The organism is Clostridium estertheticum subsp. estertheticum (assembly GCF_001877035.1).
Lineage (GTDB): Bacteria > Bacillota > Clostridia > Clostridiales > Clostridiaceae > Clostridium_AD > Clostridium_AD estertheticum.
The window spans coordinates 2,317,462-2,333,704 of the sequence record NZ_CP015756.1 but is presented as its reverse complement, the minus strand read 5'-3'; the positions used below and the strand labels follow the sequence as shown (position 1 = coordinate 2,333,704).

Here is a 16,243-nt window from a genome sequence, read left to right as displayed (position 1 = left end):
AGGAATAAATATGCAAGAATATGATTTAATCATAATTGGTGGAGGTCCAGCAGGACTTGCAGCTGCAGTTTCTGCAAAGGACCAAGGAATAGACAGTATTTTAATTTTAGAAAGAGATAATCAACTAGGTGGCATTTTAAACCAATGTATTCATAATGGATTTGGTTTGCATACATTTAAAGAAGAGCTTACCGGACCAGAGTATTCACAAAGGTTTATAGATAAAGCTACTGATCTTAAAATTGAGTATAAACTAAATACAATGGTTTTAGATGTAAATTCGGATAAACAAGTTACAGCTGTAAATACAGAAGATGGTATTTTAGAACTTAAGGCAAACGCTATTATACTAGCTATGGGATGTCGTGAAAGACCAAGAGGAGCTTTAAACATTCCAGGTTCAAGGTGTGCAGGTATTTATACTGCTGGGACAGCGCAAAAATATGTTAATGCTGAAGGATTAATGCCAGGAAAAGAAGTAGTAATCCTTGGTTCTGGAGATATTGGTCTTATAATGGCAAGACGGATGACTCTTGAAGGCGCAAAAGTAAAAGCTTGTGTAGAATTAATGCCCCATTCAAGCGGACTTAAGAGAAACATCGTACAGTGTTTAGATGATTTTAACATTCCTTTAAAATTAAGCACAACTATAATAAATATACATGGTCATGACAGACTTTGCGGCGTTACTATTGCCAAGGTTGATGCTAACAGAAAACCAATAAATGGGACTGAGGAATACATTGCTTGTGACACCCTATTATTATCTGTTGGACTTCTTCCTGAGAATGAGCTTTCTAGAAAAGCAAATATCGTACTTAATAAAGTTACAGGTGGACCAATAGTCGATGAAAGTATGCAGACAAGTATTCCTGGAATATTTACCTGTGGTAATGTGCTTCACGTTCATGATTTAGTAGATAATGTAACCACTGAAAGTTATACTGCTGGTAAAAATGCTGCTGATTGTATAAAAGGAATTCACCAGGAGGGACAGAGTGTTGAAGTAATCGCAACTGGTGGAGTTAGGTATACAGTACCAAGTACTATTAATCCTAAAAACATAGGTAAAGCAATAGATGTTAGATTTAGAGTAGGCGAAGTCCATACAGCTGCTTATATATCTGTCTACTTTGATGATGTTCGAGAGATGCATTTAAAGAAAAAGATACTTACACCAGGTGAAATGGAAAGTGTTAAATTAACTAAGGCAGTTTTTGATAAATATAGTGACTGCAAAAAAATTACTATTAAAGTTGAAAAGGAGTAATATATTATGAGTACAAGGGAATTGACGTGCATAGGCTGTCCTGTAGGTTGTGCTCTTACAGTAGAACTTAAGGGCAAAGAAGTTATAAGCGTATCAGGAAATAATTGCAAAATTGGTGAGACTTACGGTAAGAAAGAATGTACTAATCCTACAAGAATTGTCACTTCATCTGTTTTTGTTTCTGGAGGAAACGCTAAAGTACTTCCTGTAAAAACGCAGAGTGATATACCAAAGGATTTAATGTTTGATTGTGTAAAAGCATTAAAAGGTATTGTAATGAAAGCTCCTATTCATATAGGTGATGTGGTTCTCGAAAATGTACTTAATACAGGAGTAAATATTATAGCCACTAAGAATATTTACGTGGTATAATACGATTATCATTACAATATATTAGTATTATATTAATGAAAGATTCACGATATTATTCAATATAATATCGTGGTTTTTATAAATTCTAAGTAAACGGTTACCAAATTAAATTAATGAGGGGTGTAAAAATTATGGCTCAGTATGTAATTGCATTAGACCAAGGAACAACAAGTTCAAGATGTATTTTGTTTAACAAAGAAGGACTAATTGTAAGTGTAGCTCAAAAAGAATTCACACAAATATTTCCTAAACCAGGTTGGGTTGAACACGATCCTATGGAAATTTGGGCTACTCAATTAGGGGTAGCACAAGAAGCTATGGCCAAAATTGGTGTAACAGCAAAAGATATTTCTGCCATTGGTATAACTAATCAAAGAGAAACTACAGTAGTTTGGAATAAAAACACTGGTGTTCCAGTTTATAACGCAATTGTTTGGCAATGCAGAAGAACAGCTGGTATATGTGATGAACTAAAAGCTACAGGCTTTGATAAAATAGCAAGAGACAAAACTGGTCTCATACTTGATGCTTATTTTTCTGGTACTAAAGTTAAATGGATACTAGATAATGTTGCTGGCGCAAGAGAAGAAGCAAACAAAGGTAATTTAATATTTGGTACTATTGATACATGGTTGATTTGGAAATTAACAAATGGAAAGGTTCATGTAACCGATTATACAAATGCTTCTAGAACAATGTTATTCAACATTCATGAATTGAAATGGGACGATGAAATACTTAAAACTCTAGATATACCAAAATCAATGCTTGCAGACGTTAAACCATCAAGTTATTGTTATGGATATACTGACAGTTCAATATTTGGCTCTCCAATAGCAATAGCTGGTGCTGCAGGAGATCAACAAGCTGCATTATTTGGACAGACCTGTTATGAGGCTGGAACAGCTAAAAATACTTATGGTACTGGTTGTTTCTTATTAATGAACACTGGTGAAAAAGCAGTTGAATCACATAATGGTTTACTTACAACTATAGCTTATGGTATTGATGGTAAAATTAATTATGCTCTCGAGGGAAGTGTATTTGTTGCAGGAGCTGCAATTCAATGGTTAAGAGACGAATTAAGGATGATTAAGAGTTCACCTGAATCAGAAGAATACGCTACTGCTGTTGAAGATACAGACGGTGTATATATGGTACCTGCCTTTGTTGGACTTGGTGCACCATATTGGGATCCTTATGCAAGAGGTACAATAGTTGGTTTAACTCGTGGAACTAAAAAGGAGCACTTTATAAGAGCAGCCCTTGAATCTCTAGCTTATCAAACAAATGATGTTTTAAAAGCTATGCAAGAGGATTCAGGCATTACACTTAAATCATTAAGGGTGGACGGTGGTGCATGTGCTAATAACTTCTTAATGCAGTTCCAGTCAGATATATTAGACGTTCAAGTTGATAGACCAGAAGTTATTGAAACAACAGCTTTAGGTGCCGCATATTTAGCAGGCCTTGCAGTTGGATATTGGAAGAGTCAAGAAGAAATTTCAAAAAACTGGGCATTATCAAAATCTTTCCGTTCAAAAATGGATGAAGAAAAAAGAGCTAAACTTTTAAAAGGATGGCATAAGGCTGTCGGTAGATCTAGGGATTGGGAAGAATAAATATAACATATTATCAGAAGTAGAATGCTTAATGTATTTTACTTCTGGACTAAATAATTTATATAGGGGGATAATATTATGTTACAATATTATGCAGAGTTTTTCGGAACAGCATTACTAATTCTTCTTGGTGATGGCGTAGTTGCAAATGTAGTTTTAGATGATACAAATGGACATGATGGTGGATTAATAGTTATAGCTTTTGGTTGGGCATTTGCAGTCGGTATTCCGGCCTACATCTTCGGACCAGCTAGTGGTGCGTCATTTAATCCTGCACTTACTATAGCACTCGCTGCTATTGGTAATTTATCATGGTCAGTAGTACCTGGTTATATCGCAGCTGAGATGCTTGGAGGAATAGTCGGTGGAGTTCTAGTTTGGCTTATGTATTACCCTCATTGGGCAGTTACAGATAACAAAGCAGGAAAACTTGCTGTATTCTGCACAGCACCTAGAATTAAATGTACACCAGCAAACTTTTTATCAGAATTTATAGGTACATTTGTATTAGTATTTGCATTACTAGGAGTTGCTCAAACAAAATCATCTCCTGGATTTGGTCCACTTATTGCAGCATTTGTAATTTTAGTAATTGGTTTATGTTTAGGAGGTCCAACTGGATATGCGATTAACCCTGCAAGGGATTTAGGACCAAGAATAGCTCATGCAATATTACCAATCGCTGGTAAAGGTGATTCTAATTGGGGATATGCTTGGATACCAGTAGTAGCTCCAATTTGTGGTGGTCTTGCTGGAGCATTCGCAGTCGTTGCTATGTTTGGTTAATTTAGTTTTAAAATTTTAAGTAAGAAATAATAACTTAATTAATATAAATAACTAAACAAATAAAAACATCCAATTGCAATATTGGATGTTTTTATTTGTTTTTAAGATTAGTTTTTAATAGCCTAGTGTATACTTTCAATATCTACTCTCTTTTGTTTTTTATTGCATATCTTCCCACGTCTTTTTTCTAGTTCAGCTACAACATCATCTATTTTTATACCCTTTGCCACCATAAGTACTAATGTGTGATAAAATAAGTCTGATATTTCTCCAACAGTCTCATTATCGTCATCGTTTTTGCTGCTAATTATTACTTCCGCACTTTCTTCTCCAACTTTTTTAAGAATTTTATCAATTCCTTCTTCAAAAAGATAACTAGTGTATGACCCTTCTATAGGGCTAGCTTTTCTTTCCTCAATTATCTTATAAAGTTCCTGTACTACATTAGTTTCACTCATTTTACAATTCTCCTTTTATATTTATTTTAAAGCATTAATTGTTATTGCTTTTTCAGTTATGGTTTCTGCTTCCATATTTCTCTGTAAAAACAAGTTTTATTCCCAGTATGACAAGCAACTCCTACTTGCTTTGCTTTAATAAGAATTGTATCTCCATCACAATCGAAACTTATACTTTTTACATATTGAAAATGCCCTGAAGTTTCTCCCTTGTTCCACAGCTTATTTCTTGATCTGCTAAAAAACCAAGTAGTTCCAGTTTCCATTGTTTTTTTTAAAGACTCCTCATTCATATATGCAAGCATTAAAACTTCTCCACTACACTGTTCCTGAATAATTGCAGGTATTAACCCATTATTAAATTGAATTTCGTTTATACTCTCCAAATTAACCACCACATTTCTTTATTTTTTTTATTCCTAAATTCTAATTTCAACATCTTTCTGTTTAAGATACTCTTTTACTTCTCTAATTGATAGTTCTTTGTAATGAAACAAAGAAGCCGCAAGTGCAGCATCTGCTCCACTCCTTTCAAAAACATCATAAAAGTCATCTATTTTCCCACATCCACCTGATGCAACTACAGGTATATTTACAATATCTGTTATTGCATTTATAAACTCTATATCATACCCTTGTTTTGTTCCATCTGCATCCATACTTGTTAAAAGTATTTCACCTGCGCCTAGTTCTTCAACTTCTTTTGCCCATTTAACTGCATCGAGCCCTGTATTTATTCTTCCACCATTTATAACTACATGCCATCCTATATTATTCTCATTTTTCTTTCCATCTATTGCAACCACAACGCATTGGCTTCCATATTTTGATGCTGCCTGCGTTATAAGTTTAGGATTACGAATTGCAGCAGAGTTTATAGATATTTTATCAGCTCCTGCTCTAAGTATTTCTTTAAAATCCTCTAAGCTTTTAATTCCTCCCCCTACAGTGAGAGGAATAAATACTTTCTCAGCAGTCCTTTTTATAACATCTATCATTGTTTTTCTTCCCTCATGAGTGGCTGTTATATCTAAAAATACAATTTCATCTGCACCTTCGCTGTTGTAGAACTCTGCAATTTCAACAGGATCTCCTACGTCAGTTAAGTTCACAAAGTTTATTCCTTTCATTACTCTCCCATTAGTTACATCAAGACAAGGAATTATTCTTTTAGTAAGCATCGACTAGGCCCTCCCCGCAAGTATTGCTTCTTCAAGTGATATATTTCCACTGTAAATAGCTTTTCCTATAATTGCTCCATATATATTCATTTCCTTAAGCTTCTTTATATCATCAATGTTTTTCATGCCACCAGATGCAATAATATCGCAAGAAACCTCGTCATTAATTTTCCCGGTTGCCTCAAAATTAGGTCCAGTCAAAGTTCCATCACGACTTATATCAGTAAATATTATAGTTTTTATGCCTATGTTTTCCATTTGTTTTGCAAAATCTATATATTCAACTTTACTACTTTTTTGCCAACCTTCTACTGCTACAAAACCCTCTCTTGCATCTATTCCAATTGCAATTTTATCTCCAAATTTTTTAACAGCTTCTTTTACAAGTGATGGATTATTTAAAGCTGCAGTACCTAGTATAACTCTACTTAATCCTTTATTAATTAACATGTCTATGGTATCTATGCTTCTAATTCCACCGCCAAGTTGTATAGGGATTTTCAAATCATTTATTATTTTATTTATACTATTTAAATTTTCAATAGATCCTCTTAATGCTCCATCTAGATCTACCATATGCAAATATTCTGCTCCCTTATTCATAAAGTTTAAGGCAGTTTGTAGTGGATCTTCCCCTACAACTTTCGCTGACATAAATTCACCCTTAAAAAGTCTAACACATTTTCCATCTTTTAAATCTATTGCTGGAAATATTTTCATTACACTACCTCCGCGAAGTTTTTAAGTAATTTCATCCCAAAATCTCCACTTTTCTCTGGATGAAACTGCATACCAAATATATTGCCCTTACTTACAATTGCAGGTATCTTTTTCTCATATATACTATATGCATTTACAATACCCTCCTCACAATTTACTGCATAATAAGAATGTACAAAATATACATACTGATTTTCTTCTATACCTCTAAGCAAGGGAGAATTATTTTCAAAGGATAAACTATTCCATCCCATATGTGGAATTTTTATAGAACCCTCTAGTTTTATGATGTTTCCTTTTAATAATCCTAGTCCCTGGCATTTCTCTACCTCACAACTTTCATCAAAGAAAAGTTGCATACCAAGACATATGCCAAGTATTGGTTTCCCTTCTTTAGCAGCCTGTTTAATTACCTCATCTATTCCAGTCTCTTTCATATTCTTCATTGCATCTGGAAAGGCACCTACCCCTGGAACAATAATGCTTCTACATTTTGATATTTCCTCAGCATTTGATGATATAATCGACAAAATATTCAATGATTTAAGTGCATTTTGAACGCTATTCAAATTTCCAACACCATAATCCACTATTGCTATCATAGTTTTCCTCCTTATAAAGATCCCTTTGTAGACATAACACCTTTTATCCTACTGTCATATGTTGAGGCCTCACTTAATGCTTTTCCAAAAGCTTTGAATAAGCCTTCAACCATATGATGATTATTTTTCCCATAAATTATTCTTGCATGAAGTGTTATCCCACTATTCATAGCTAAAGCCCTAAAAAATTCTTCCACCATTTCGGTATCAAAATCTCCAATTTTATCTACTGTAAAATTTGCATCGAATACAAGGTAAGGTCTACCACTCAAATCTAGTGACACTGTAGCCAATGTTTCATCCATAGGTACAAAACTAGTTCCATATCGTTTTATCCCATCTTTGCCATTTAGTGATTCCTTTATTGCAAGTCCAAGCACTATTCCTACATCTTCAATAGTATGATGAGAATCTACAAATAAATCTCCCACAGCCTTAACATATAAATCTAGAAGTCCATGTTTTGCAAAAAGGTTTAACATATGATCAAAGAAGCCTATACCTGTATTACCCTCAAATTTCCCAGTTCCATCTAAATTTATACGTGCCTCAATATTAGTTTCATTACTTTTTCTTAATATTTTTGCTTCTCTTTGAATCATATAGTTCGCTCCTTTGTGAATTTAAATAATATTTTTTAATAAACAGTTATTTTCTTCTCTACTTCCTATTGTTATTCTCAAACAGTTTAGTAATTTCCCTGAAGTATAACTTCGCACATTTATACTCTGCTTTAAAAGTTTTTCTTTAATTTCTAAAGCATTTGGGATCTCAACTAGTATAAAATTTGCTTTAGCTTTATAAAGCTTTATTCCATTAATACAACTCAATTTTTCCCATAAGTAAACTCTCTCTGCAAGTATGTTTTTAACGTTGTTATATATTATTTCTGGTTTTTTTAATATAACACATGCTATACTTTGAGTAATAGAATTCACATTATAAGGTGGTTTTACTTTTTTAAGCTCAGACATTAAAACGTTATTCGTAATCATAAATCCGAGCCTTATAGCTGCAAGACCAATTTTTGAGCAAGTTCTGAGTACAATTAAATTATCATAAAAATCTATTTTATCTAAGATACTCTCGCCATAAAATTCAAAGTATGCCTCATCAATTACTACAATACATTTGCAACCTTCTATTATTTTAATAATATCCTCTCTTTTAATAATATTACCAGTAGGATTATTAGGGTTAGATAAAAATACGATTTTAACCTTTTCACTATTAGCCATGGAAATAAAACCATCTACATCCAATTCTAATTCGGCTCCTAGCGGAAATTCAATTGGAATTCCCCCAGCAACCTTAGTATATAATCCATACATGGAGAAATCCGGACTTTGCATTGCTACTTTATCCCCAGTATTTAAAAATGTATGAGCGATTATTTGAATACACTCATCTGAACCATTTCCAGCCATTACATTTATACCTAAAACATTAGCATATTTAGCATAAAGATCACATACCTCCAGTGCATCTGGATCTGGATACCTATTATAAATGGAATTCTCTATTACCGTGCCGATTTCTTTTCTAGTTTCAAAATCAAGGTTAGTAAAACTTTCATTGGCGTTTAACCTTACTTTATAATCAGTTTTACCTGCACTATATGATTCAAAATCACCTAAATCTTTTCTAAAAATATCTTGTATCATTATTTAAACCTCACTTTAATAGAATTTCCATGAGCTGTAAGCCCTTCAACATCTGATAATTTTATTACCTTTTCCTTAACTTCACTTAGTGCTTCCTTAGTATAATATATATAACTTGATTTTTTGATGAAATCATCTACAGATAATGGTGAAAAGAATCTTGCAGTTCCACTTGTTGGTAGAACATGATTAGGTCCTGCCATATAATCTCCTAGTGGTTCTGGAGAATACTCACCTAAAAATATGGAACCCGCATTTTTTATATCACCCAAATAATTAAATGGGTCACGAACCATTACCTCAAGATGCTCGGGTGCAATGTCATTCGCAAGTTCTATAGCTTCATCTATATTTTGAGCTATCAAAATAACTCCATATTTCTCTAAAGACTCCTTAATGATTTTGCATCTACTCATATCTTTTATCTGTATTTCTAGCTCCTTGACTACCCTATTTGCAAGATCCCTTGAAGTAGTTATAAGCATAGCAGACGCAAGAACATCATGCTCTGCTTGCGACATTAAATCCGCTGCAATGAAATGCTGATTTGCAAACTCATCTGCAATAATTAAGATTTCACTGGGACCTGCGATCATATCTATGGCAACGCAGCCAAACACACTCTTTTTTGCCATAGCAACATAGATATTTCCTGGCCCTACTATTTTATCTACTTTAGATATTTTTTCTGTTCCATATGCAAGTCCGGCAATCGCTTGCGCTCCACCCATTTTGTAAATCTTATCAACGCCAGCTATATCTGCTGCCACAAGAATATGAGGATTCACAGTTCCATCATTAAGTGGTGGTGTTACCATAACTAGATTTTCAACACCTGCAACCTTTGCTGGAATTGCATTCATAATAACAGATGACGGGTAAGATGCCGTGCCACCAGGCACATATATTCCAACACTTTCAAGTCCTCTTAAAGTTTGGCCCAAAATAGCACCCTTTTCTTTTGTCATCATCCAAGCATTTCTTTTTTGTTTTTCGTGAAATTCCTTAACATTTACTTTTGCTAGTCTTATAGCATCTAAAAAATCTTGGTCAACCATTTTATATGCATTTTTAATTTCTGTATCTGTTACAACAAAATTTGCAAGTGTAACAAATTTACTATCAAATTTCTGAGTGTACTCAATTATAGCATCATCGCCTCTAGTTCTTACGTCTGCTAAAATTTTATCTACTATGATATTTACATCCTTTTGAACATCCTCCGTTCTTTTTTTTAAAAACTTCATATATTCTATTCCATCAGTGCTATTTGCCTCTGTAATTTTTATCACTATATCATCGCCTCATTTTTATCTACATATTGTTGAACCTTAACTATTAAATTACCTATCTCATCCTTTTTCATCTTCATGCTAGCTCTATTTACTATCATTCTTGCACTAATATCACATATTTTTTCTATAATAATCAATCCGTTTTCACGAAGAGTATCTCCTGTTTCAACTAAATCCACAATTGCATCTGATAATTCAAGGATTGGAGCAAGTTCCACTGACCCATCTAATTTAATAATTTCAACATCTTCATTATTTTTTTTGAAATATTCTTTTGCAACTGTTGGATATTTAGTAGCTATTTTTTTGCGATTATATCCATCATAACTTTTAAAACTTGGTAATGCTGCAACTGCAAACATACATTTTCCAACCTTTAAATCTACTACTTCATAAAATTCTTTATTTTGCTCCATTAAAGTATCTTTCCCAACAATTCCAATATCTGCTGCGCCATGTTCTACATAAGTTAAAACATCTGTAGACTTAACTAAAACAAATTCTATATTGTTTTTTACATCCTTAAGAATTAATTTTCTTCCCTTATTTTTTAGATCTGTACAGTCTATTCCTATATCTTCAAACATAGAAATAGCATACTTTTCTAATCTTCCTTTTGTTAATGCTATACGTATAACTTTCATAGTTATTCCTCCAAAATATTAATATACATATCTAAACCATTAATAAATTTCTCAGTACTTGTCTTAAAGCTTTTTTTACTTTTTGTATCTATTAATTCAATTTTGTTCCCTTCTAGTATACAAATCATTTTATCTATTCCTTTTATCTGAGCATAATGCAGAGTTTCTTCTTTTTCTTCAAATAAACTTAATTCAGTCTTAAGACCTTTGGCTCTAATTTGCTCTGCAAACTTATATGCACATGCTACTAAAGTATTTTCGAAATAAATCATGAATTTTTCATTGACCTTCTCATTATCATTACCTTGCTTTGAAAGGACAGACTGAATATTGTCCACATCTATGGCAAATCCAACTGCTGGCATTGATGCACCAAATTTTGATATTAGGTTATCATATCTTCCTCCACTAATTATTGTCGTTCCAACTTCACTACTATATCCTCTAAATGTTATCCCAGTATAATAATCAATATGCTGTACCATTCCTAAATCAATAGAAATATATTCACCAAATCCTACGCTTACTATTCGCTCATAGATTTTTTCTATAGTATCGAGTGCTGCAAGTGCTCTCCTATTTTGAGTTAACATTCTTGCACCGCAAAGTATTTCAATCCCACCAAACAGCTCTGGCAATTTTTTCAAAGCTTCTACATTTTCTATACCAACGGTTACTTCTTTATCATCTATAAATTCTCTTAATGCTCCAAAGTTCTTATTTTCAACAAGGCCTCGTAATCTTTCCATTTCTTCATGATCAAGATCTATATCTTCAATAAGGCCCTTGAAAAACTCAGCTTGACCAATTTCAAGTTCAAATTTTTTTACTCCTATAGCAAGTAATGATGAAATAGCAGTTATAATTACTTCGGCATCTGATTTTGGACTTTCACTTCCTATTATTTCAATTCCCGATTGGGTCATTTCACTAACCTTTCCATTCCAATTTTCATTTATTCTAAATATATTACCGCTATAACATATTCGAAGCGGATATGCTGAATCCCGAAGTTTTGTGGCAGCAATTCTGGCTATTGGCATAGTCATATCTGGCCTTAACACTAATATTCTTCCTGCATTATCAAAAAGCTTATACATTTTTTCTTGTTCAATTGATACGTCATCACCCTGAAAAACATCATAAAATTCCAGTGTTGGAGATATTACTTCTAAATAACCAGTACTTATATACAAGTTTCTAAGTGTATCTATAATCTTAATTTTATTATTACAATCCTCGAAAAGTATATCTCTTGAACCTTCCGGTATATGTCTTTTCCAATTATTCATAATTTCACTCCTTTAATTGCACTTTATTGCTTTATCGCTTTAACACTTCATCTTGTTAAAATGTTACCATCTTTCTATAGGCAAGTCAACCTTTAATTTTTTAAAATTTCTATAATTTCTAAAAATTATAACAATTGATGTTTATATATTAAATTATTTCTTTAATTAAAAATCGTTTATGTAGCAATTATATTATTCACCCACTCTTCAGTCTACTTTTTTTACGAACCCCTCATACATTGTATAAAAATTTTTCCTACAATATAATATCAAGTTATTGATATTTAAAATTTATTATGCTATTATTCATAAAGTCATTATTATTCAAAATAATACATAATTATAAATTTTAATAAAGAAGTATAAAACATAATATAGCATTTTACTAAAAAGGAGCTGTTACGGTGTGACAAAAGGTATTTTCGTTCAATTGTTAAATATTTGTAAGAGTTTTAATCAAGATGACCCTATCATTAAAAACTTAGACCTTGACATACATCAAGGCGAATTTCTAACCCTACTCGGACCAAGTGGTTGTGGAAAAACCACTACCTTAAGAATGATTGCTGGTTTTGAATTGCCTACAAGTGGAGAAATTGTAATTGATGGAGAAAATATTACGCAAAAACCACCTTACATTAGGTGTGTTAACACAGTATTTCAAAACTATGCATTATTTCCTCATATGAATATCTATGATAATATAGCCTTTGGTCTTAAAATGAAGAAAATGAAGAAGAATGAAATAAAAGACAATGTAAGTAAGATGTTAAAAATGGTTCAACTTGAAGGTTTTGAAAATAGAATGCCCTCTATGCTAAGTGGTGGACAAATGCAACGCGTTGCTATAGCAAGAGCAATCGTAAACAAACCAAAAGTTCTTCTTTTAGATGAACCCCTAGGTGCACTTGATTTAAAGCTCCGTAAACAAATGCAATTGGAACTTAAGCATCTTCAAAAAATACTTGGAATAACCTTTGTTTTCGTGACCCATGATCAAGAAGAGGCACTAACAATGTCCGACCGAATCGTTGTTATGAACAGTGGTGTTATTGAGCAAATTGGTACACCAGAAGAACTTTATGAGCACCCTAGAACTAAATTTGTAGCTACATTTTTAGGAGAAACAAACATCTTAGAAGGTGAGATTATTAAATTAAAGGAGAATGAAGTTTTACTTAAGCTTTATGAAAAAGAAGATATAATTAGAATACCTAACCATAATTATAATTTAGGTGATAAATTTATAGTTTCGGTTAGACCTGAGAGGATTAAAATAAAAGAAACCGTTGAAGAAGGCGACGTTTGGTTGATTTGTAAATTCAAGGAAAGGATTTATGTAGGTTCAACCATTAAAGTTATTATGCTTCTTAAAGATAATAAAGAAATTATAGTTAATGAGCCAATAGGACAAAATTTTATATTTTTAAATGAGACAAAAAATTATTTTGTAACATGGAATCCTAATCATACTATAGTTATTAAGGAATAAAGGAAGTTGAGACATGAAAAATAAGAAATCAAGAAATTCCATAAAAAAATATTTATCATTACATCTAAAGTATTTAACAACAATTTCTCCTGCTCTTATATGGCTGATAGTATTTTTTGTTATGCCACTTTTATTTATAGTTATTGTAAGTTTTTCTACTAGAGGCGAAGTTGGTAACATCATATATAAGTTTACTTTAGGAAACTATATAAGGCTTTTAGACCCTCTTTATATTAATATCTTCATAAAATCAGTCTTAATAGCTACATATACTACTATGTTATGTTTGATTTTTGGATATCCTTTTGCATACATAATCGCAAATTTTAATAAAAAATTTAAGCCGCTATTACTTTTACTAATAATACTACCATTTTGGACTAACTCATTAGTTAGGACCTATGCAATAATAGTCTTACTTAAAACAGAAGGAATAATAAATACATTACTATTACACTTTCATATAATAAATATACCTCTTAATTTAATGTATAACAATTTTGCGGTTATGATTGGTATGTTATACATGATGTTTCCATTTATGGTTCTTCCTCTATATACTTCCATAGAAAAACTCGACAAGAGAATATTAGATGCCGCATCTGACCTTGGAGCAGGTCCGTTTTATAAATTCATCAAAATCATTCTTCCACTTACCAAAGGGGGGATTGTATCAGGTTCTATTTTAGTTTTTATTCCTACCCTTGGACTTTTCTTTGTAACTGACCTTATGGGAGGTAGTAAGGTAATCCTTATGAGTAATCTAATAAAAAATCAGTTCCTTACTGCAAGAGATTGGCCATTCGGTTCAGCTATATCAGTTATTTTAATAATTGTTATGTTAACCGTTATTTTATATAGTACAAAATTAACTGGAACTAAAGGAACTAAGGAGGTATTATAAAGATGAAAAGCAAAAAAATAAATTCACTGAAATTTTTATATTTGATCTTAATATTTATGTTTTTATATATACCAATTATAGTACTTATCGGATTTTCCTTTAACCAGTCAAAATTAAATGTAGTTTGGACCGGTTTCACATTTAAATGGTATGGTAGTCTACTCCATAATGCGGGCATATTAGATGCTGTTAAGAACTCTTTTATTATAGCAATAATTAGTACAATAATTTCTGTGATTATAGGAACTTTAGCCGCCATTGGAATGTATAGATATAAATTTCGTGCTAAAAAATTAGTTGACGCAATACTTTATGTGCCTTTAGTTATACCTGAAATAGTTATGGGTATATCCCTGCTTGCTTTTTTCTCCATAGCAAAAATCCCTTTAGGTAGAGTGTCTTTAATTATTGCACATGTTACTTTCAGTATAGCTTATGTAGTCGCCGTTGTAAAAACTAGACTTGACGGCTTCGATAGGTCTGTTGAAGAAGTTGCTATGGATCTTTACGCTACGCCTATAAAAACTTTTTTTAATATAACTCTACCAATTATTATGCCAGGAGTTATTGCAGGTGCATTACTTGCCTTTACTTTATCGCTTGATGATGTAATAATTAGTTTTTTTGTAGCTGGACCTGGTAGTGTTACTTTGCCTCTTAAAGTATTTTCCATGGTAAAATTTGGTGTTACGCCTGAAATTAACGCCCTATCTACCATACTAATAATTTTAACTATTATTATAATTTGTTTTGCTCTTTTTATTCGAAATGTAAATATAAATATGAAAAAGATTGGAGCTATAATAACTTCAATTTTGATTGTATTTGGAAGTATTGGTGGTGGAATATTCACTTATGCTAACCACAATGCGCAGCCTGAGGAAGTTTTAAATGTTTTTAACTGGTCGGAATATTTACCACAATCCGTTATAGATAAATTTGAACAAACATATAATATTAAAGTAAATTATAGTACTTTTTCATCTAATGAAGAAATGCTTGCAAAACTTATGGCAGGTGGTGGAAATTATGATTTAACAGTAGCTAGTGACTTTATGGTTGAAATATTAAGTAAACAAGGACTTATAACACCGATAAATAAAAGTAGTTTAACAAATCTAAACAATATAGGATCTCAATATTTAAACCTACCCTTTGATCGTGGTAATAAATATAGTGTTCCTTATATGTGGCTTGCAGGTGTAATCTCCTATGATAGTTCAAAAATCCCTGAAGGCACAATAAAAGGATATAAGGACCTTTGGAAACCTGAGTTTAAAAATTCTTTAACTGTACTTGATGATGAAAGAGTTATAATTGGAATGACACTTAAGATGCTTGGTTATCCACTAAATGAAACTAGACCCGCAGCTCTAAAAAAAGCAAAAGAAGCACTTATAAAACTTCAACCTAATATAAAATCTTATGATAGTGATAGTCCCAAAACAAGCCTTATAAATGGAGAGTCAAAAGCAATGTTCGCCTGGGGAGCAGAAGGAAATCTAGCACGCCTTGAAAACCAAAATATAAAATATGTCATCCCGAGTGAAGGACTATTTCTCCAGCAGGACAATTTTGTAATTCCCAAAGCTGCAAAAAATGTTAAAGCCGCGCAGCTTTTTATTAATTTTATAATGCAGCCTGAAATAAGTGCTGAGATTTCTCATAAGTTCCCTTATGGAAATCCTAACACCGCCGCATATAAATATATTGATAAAAAAATACTAGATGATAAAGCAGTTTATCCGCCTAAAGAAGTTGTAAAAAAGGGTGAATACTTAAAGGATATAGGAAAATCAGTAACAGATTTAGATAAGATATGGACGGAAGTTAAATAAGTAAAATGGCTAGGATTTTATAAAATCCTAGCCATTTTACTTATTTAACATTTTCTAAGCGAAATTATAACCTTCCATATTGTCTGCATATAATTTTTTTCAA

General features: G+C 32.2%; 17 protein-coding genes. 7 read left to right on the top strand and 10 right to left on the bottom strand.

The window, feature by feature from the left end; all coding sequences use genetic code 11:
• Positions 1-10: 10 nt before the first annotated feature.
• The 4 genes from A7L45_RS10720 to A7L45_RS10705 all read left to right on the top strand — a co-directional run bounded on the left by A7L45_RS10720 (position 11) and on the right by A7L45_RS10705 (position 4,050).
• The gene (locus tag A7L45_RS10720; RefSeq protein ID WP_071612762.1) at positions 11-1,270 is read left to right on the top strand and encodes an NAD(P)/FAD-dependent oxidoreductase; all 1,260 of its coding nucleotides are present in this window, start codon (positions 11-13) and stop codon (positions 1,268-1,270) included.
• 6 nt (positions 1,271-1,276) lie between these two features.
• The gene (locus A7L45_RS10715) at positions 1,277-1,642 is read left to right on the top strand and encodes a DUF1667 domain-containing protein (RefSeq protein ID WP_071612761.1); all 366 of its coding nucleotides are present in this window, start codon (positions 1,277-1,279) and stop codon (positions 1,640-1,642) included.
• Positions 1,643-1,773: 131 nt separating this feature from the next.
• Positions 1,774-3,264, top strand: coding sequence for a glycerol kinase GlpK (gene glpK, locus A7L45_RS10710; protein ID WP_071612760.1), 1,491 nt, complete (start codon positions 1,774-1,776; stop codon positions 3,262-3,264).
• 78 nt (positions 3,265-3,342) lie between these two features.
• Positions 3,343-4,050, top strand: coding sequence for an MIP/aquaporin family protein (locus A7L45_RS10705; RefSeq protein WP_071612759.1), 708 nt, complete (start codon positions 3,343-3,345; stop codon positions 4,048-4,050).
• Positions 4,051-4,172: 122 nt separating this feature from the next.
• Here A7L45_RS10705 and hisE read toward each other — a convergent pair whose 3' ends face one another.
• Genes hisE through A7L45_RS10655 form a run of 10 tightly spaced genes read right to left on the bottom strand, consistent with a single transcriptional unit; the run spans position 4,173 to position 11,906 of the window.
• Positions 4,173-4,508, bottom strand: a complete 336-nt coding sequence (hisE, locus tag A7L45_RS10700) for a phosphoribosyl-ATP diphosphatase (RefSeq protein WP_071612758.1) — start codon at positions 4,506-4,508, stop codon at positions 4,173-4,175.
• A gap of 56 nt (positions 4,509-4,564) precedes the next feature.
• Positions 4,565-4,903, bottom strand: a complete 339-nt coding sequence (gene hisI, locus A7L45_RS10695) for a phosphoribosyl-AMP cyclohydrolase (protein WP_071614945.1) — start codon at positions 4,901-4,903, stop codon at positions 4,565-4,567.
• 24 nt (positions 4,904-4,927) lie between these two features.
• Complete coding sequence (gene hisF, locus A7L45_RS10690; protein WP_071612757.1) at positions 4,928-5,689, bottom strand: imidazole glycerol phosphate synthase subunit HisF; 762 nt, start codon at positions 5,687-5,689, stop codon at positions 4,928-4,930.
• A 3-nt stretch (positions 5,690-5,692) separates the two neighbouring features.
• Entirely contained in the window at positions 5,693-6,409 is a 717-nt protein-coding gene (hisA, locus tag A7L45_RS10685) for a 1-(5-phosphoribosyl)-5-[(5-phosphoribosylamino)methylideneamino]imidazole-4-carboxamide isomerase (protein ID WP_071612756.1), read from the bottom strand.
• Entirely contained in the window at positions 6,409-7,011 is a 603-nt protein-coding gene (gene hisH, locus A7L45_RS10680; RefSeq protein WP_071612755.1) for an imidazole glycerol phosphate synthase subunit HisH, read from the bottom strand. Before hisH ends, hisA begins: the two co-directional genes overlap by 1 nt.
• An 11-nt stretch (positions 7,012-7,022) precedes the next feature.
• Complete coding sequence (gene hisB, locus A7L45_RS10675; protein ID WP_071612754.1) at positions 7,023-7,613, bottom strand: imidazoleglycerol-phosphate dehydratase HisB; 591 nt, start codon at positions 7,611-7,613, stop codon at positions 7,023-7,025.
• 21 nt (positions 7,614-7,634) lie between these two features.
• The gene (hisC, locus tag A7L45_RS10670; protein ID WP_071612753.1) at positions 7,635-8,675 is read right to left on the bottom strand and encodes a histidinol-phosphate transaminase; all 1,041 of its coding nucleotides are present in this window, start codon (positions 8,673-8,675) and stop codon (positions 7,635-7,637) included.
• Complete coding sequence (hisD, locus tag A7L45_RS10665) at positions 8,675-9,922, bottom strand: histidinol dehydrogenase (RefSeq protein WP_071614944.1); 1,248 nt, start codon at positions 9,920-9,922, stop codon at positions 8,675-8,677. Before hisD ends, hisC begins: the two co-directional genes overlap by 1 nt.
• Positions 9,923-9,966: 44 nt before the next feature.
• Positions 9,967-10,614 (bottom strand): ATP phosphoribosyltransferase, encoded by a 648-nt coding sequence (gene hisG / locus A7L45_RS10660; protein ID WP_071612752.1) that lies wholly within the window; start codon positions 10,612-10,614, stop codon positions 9,967-9,969.
• A 2-nt stretch (positions 10,615-10,616) separates the two neighbouring features.
• Positions 10,617-11,906, bottom strand: a complete 1,290-nt coding sequence (locus A7L45_RS10655; protein ID WP_071612751.1) for an ATP phosphoribosyltransferase regulatory subunit — start codon at positions 11,904-11,906, stop codon at positions 10,617-10,619.
• Between the two features lie 406 nt (positions 11,907-12,312).
• On the opposite strand from A7L45_RS10655, the gene A7L45_RS10650 reads away from it, so the two are divergent.
• The 3 genes from A7L45_RS10650 to A7L45_RS10640 are packed head-to-tail and all read left to right on the top strand — an operon-like array spanning position 12,313 to position 16,140.
• Entirely contained in the window at positions 12,313-13,398 is a 1,086-nt protein-coding gene (locus A7L45_RS10650; RefSeq protein WP_071612750.1) for an ABC transporter ATP-binding protein, read from the top strand.
• Positions 13,399-13,411: 13 nt separating this feature from the next.
• Positions 13,412-14,302, top strand: coding sequence for an ABC transporter permease (locus tag A7L45_RS10645; RefSeq protein ID WP_071612749.1), 891 nt, complete (start codon positions 13,412-13,414; stop codon positions 14,300-14,302).
• 2 nt (positions 14,303-14,304) lie between these two features.
• A complete protein-coding gene (locus A7L45_RS10640; RefSeq protein WP_071612748.1) occupies positions 14,305-16,140 on the top strand; it encodes an extracellular solute-binding protein in 1,836 nt (611 codons plus the stop codon).
• The last annotated feature ends 103 nt before the right edge of the window (positions 16,141-16,243 follow it).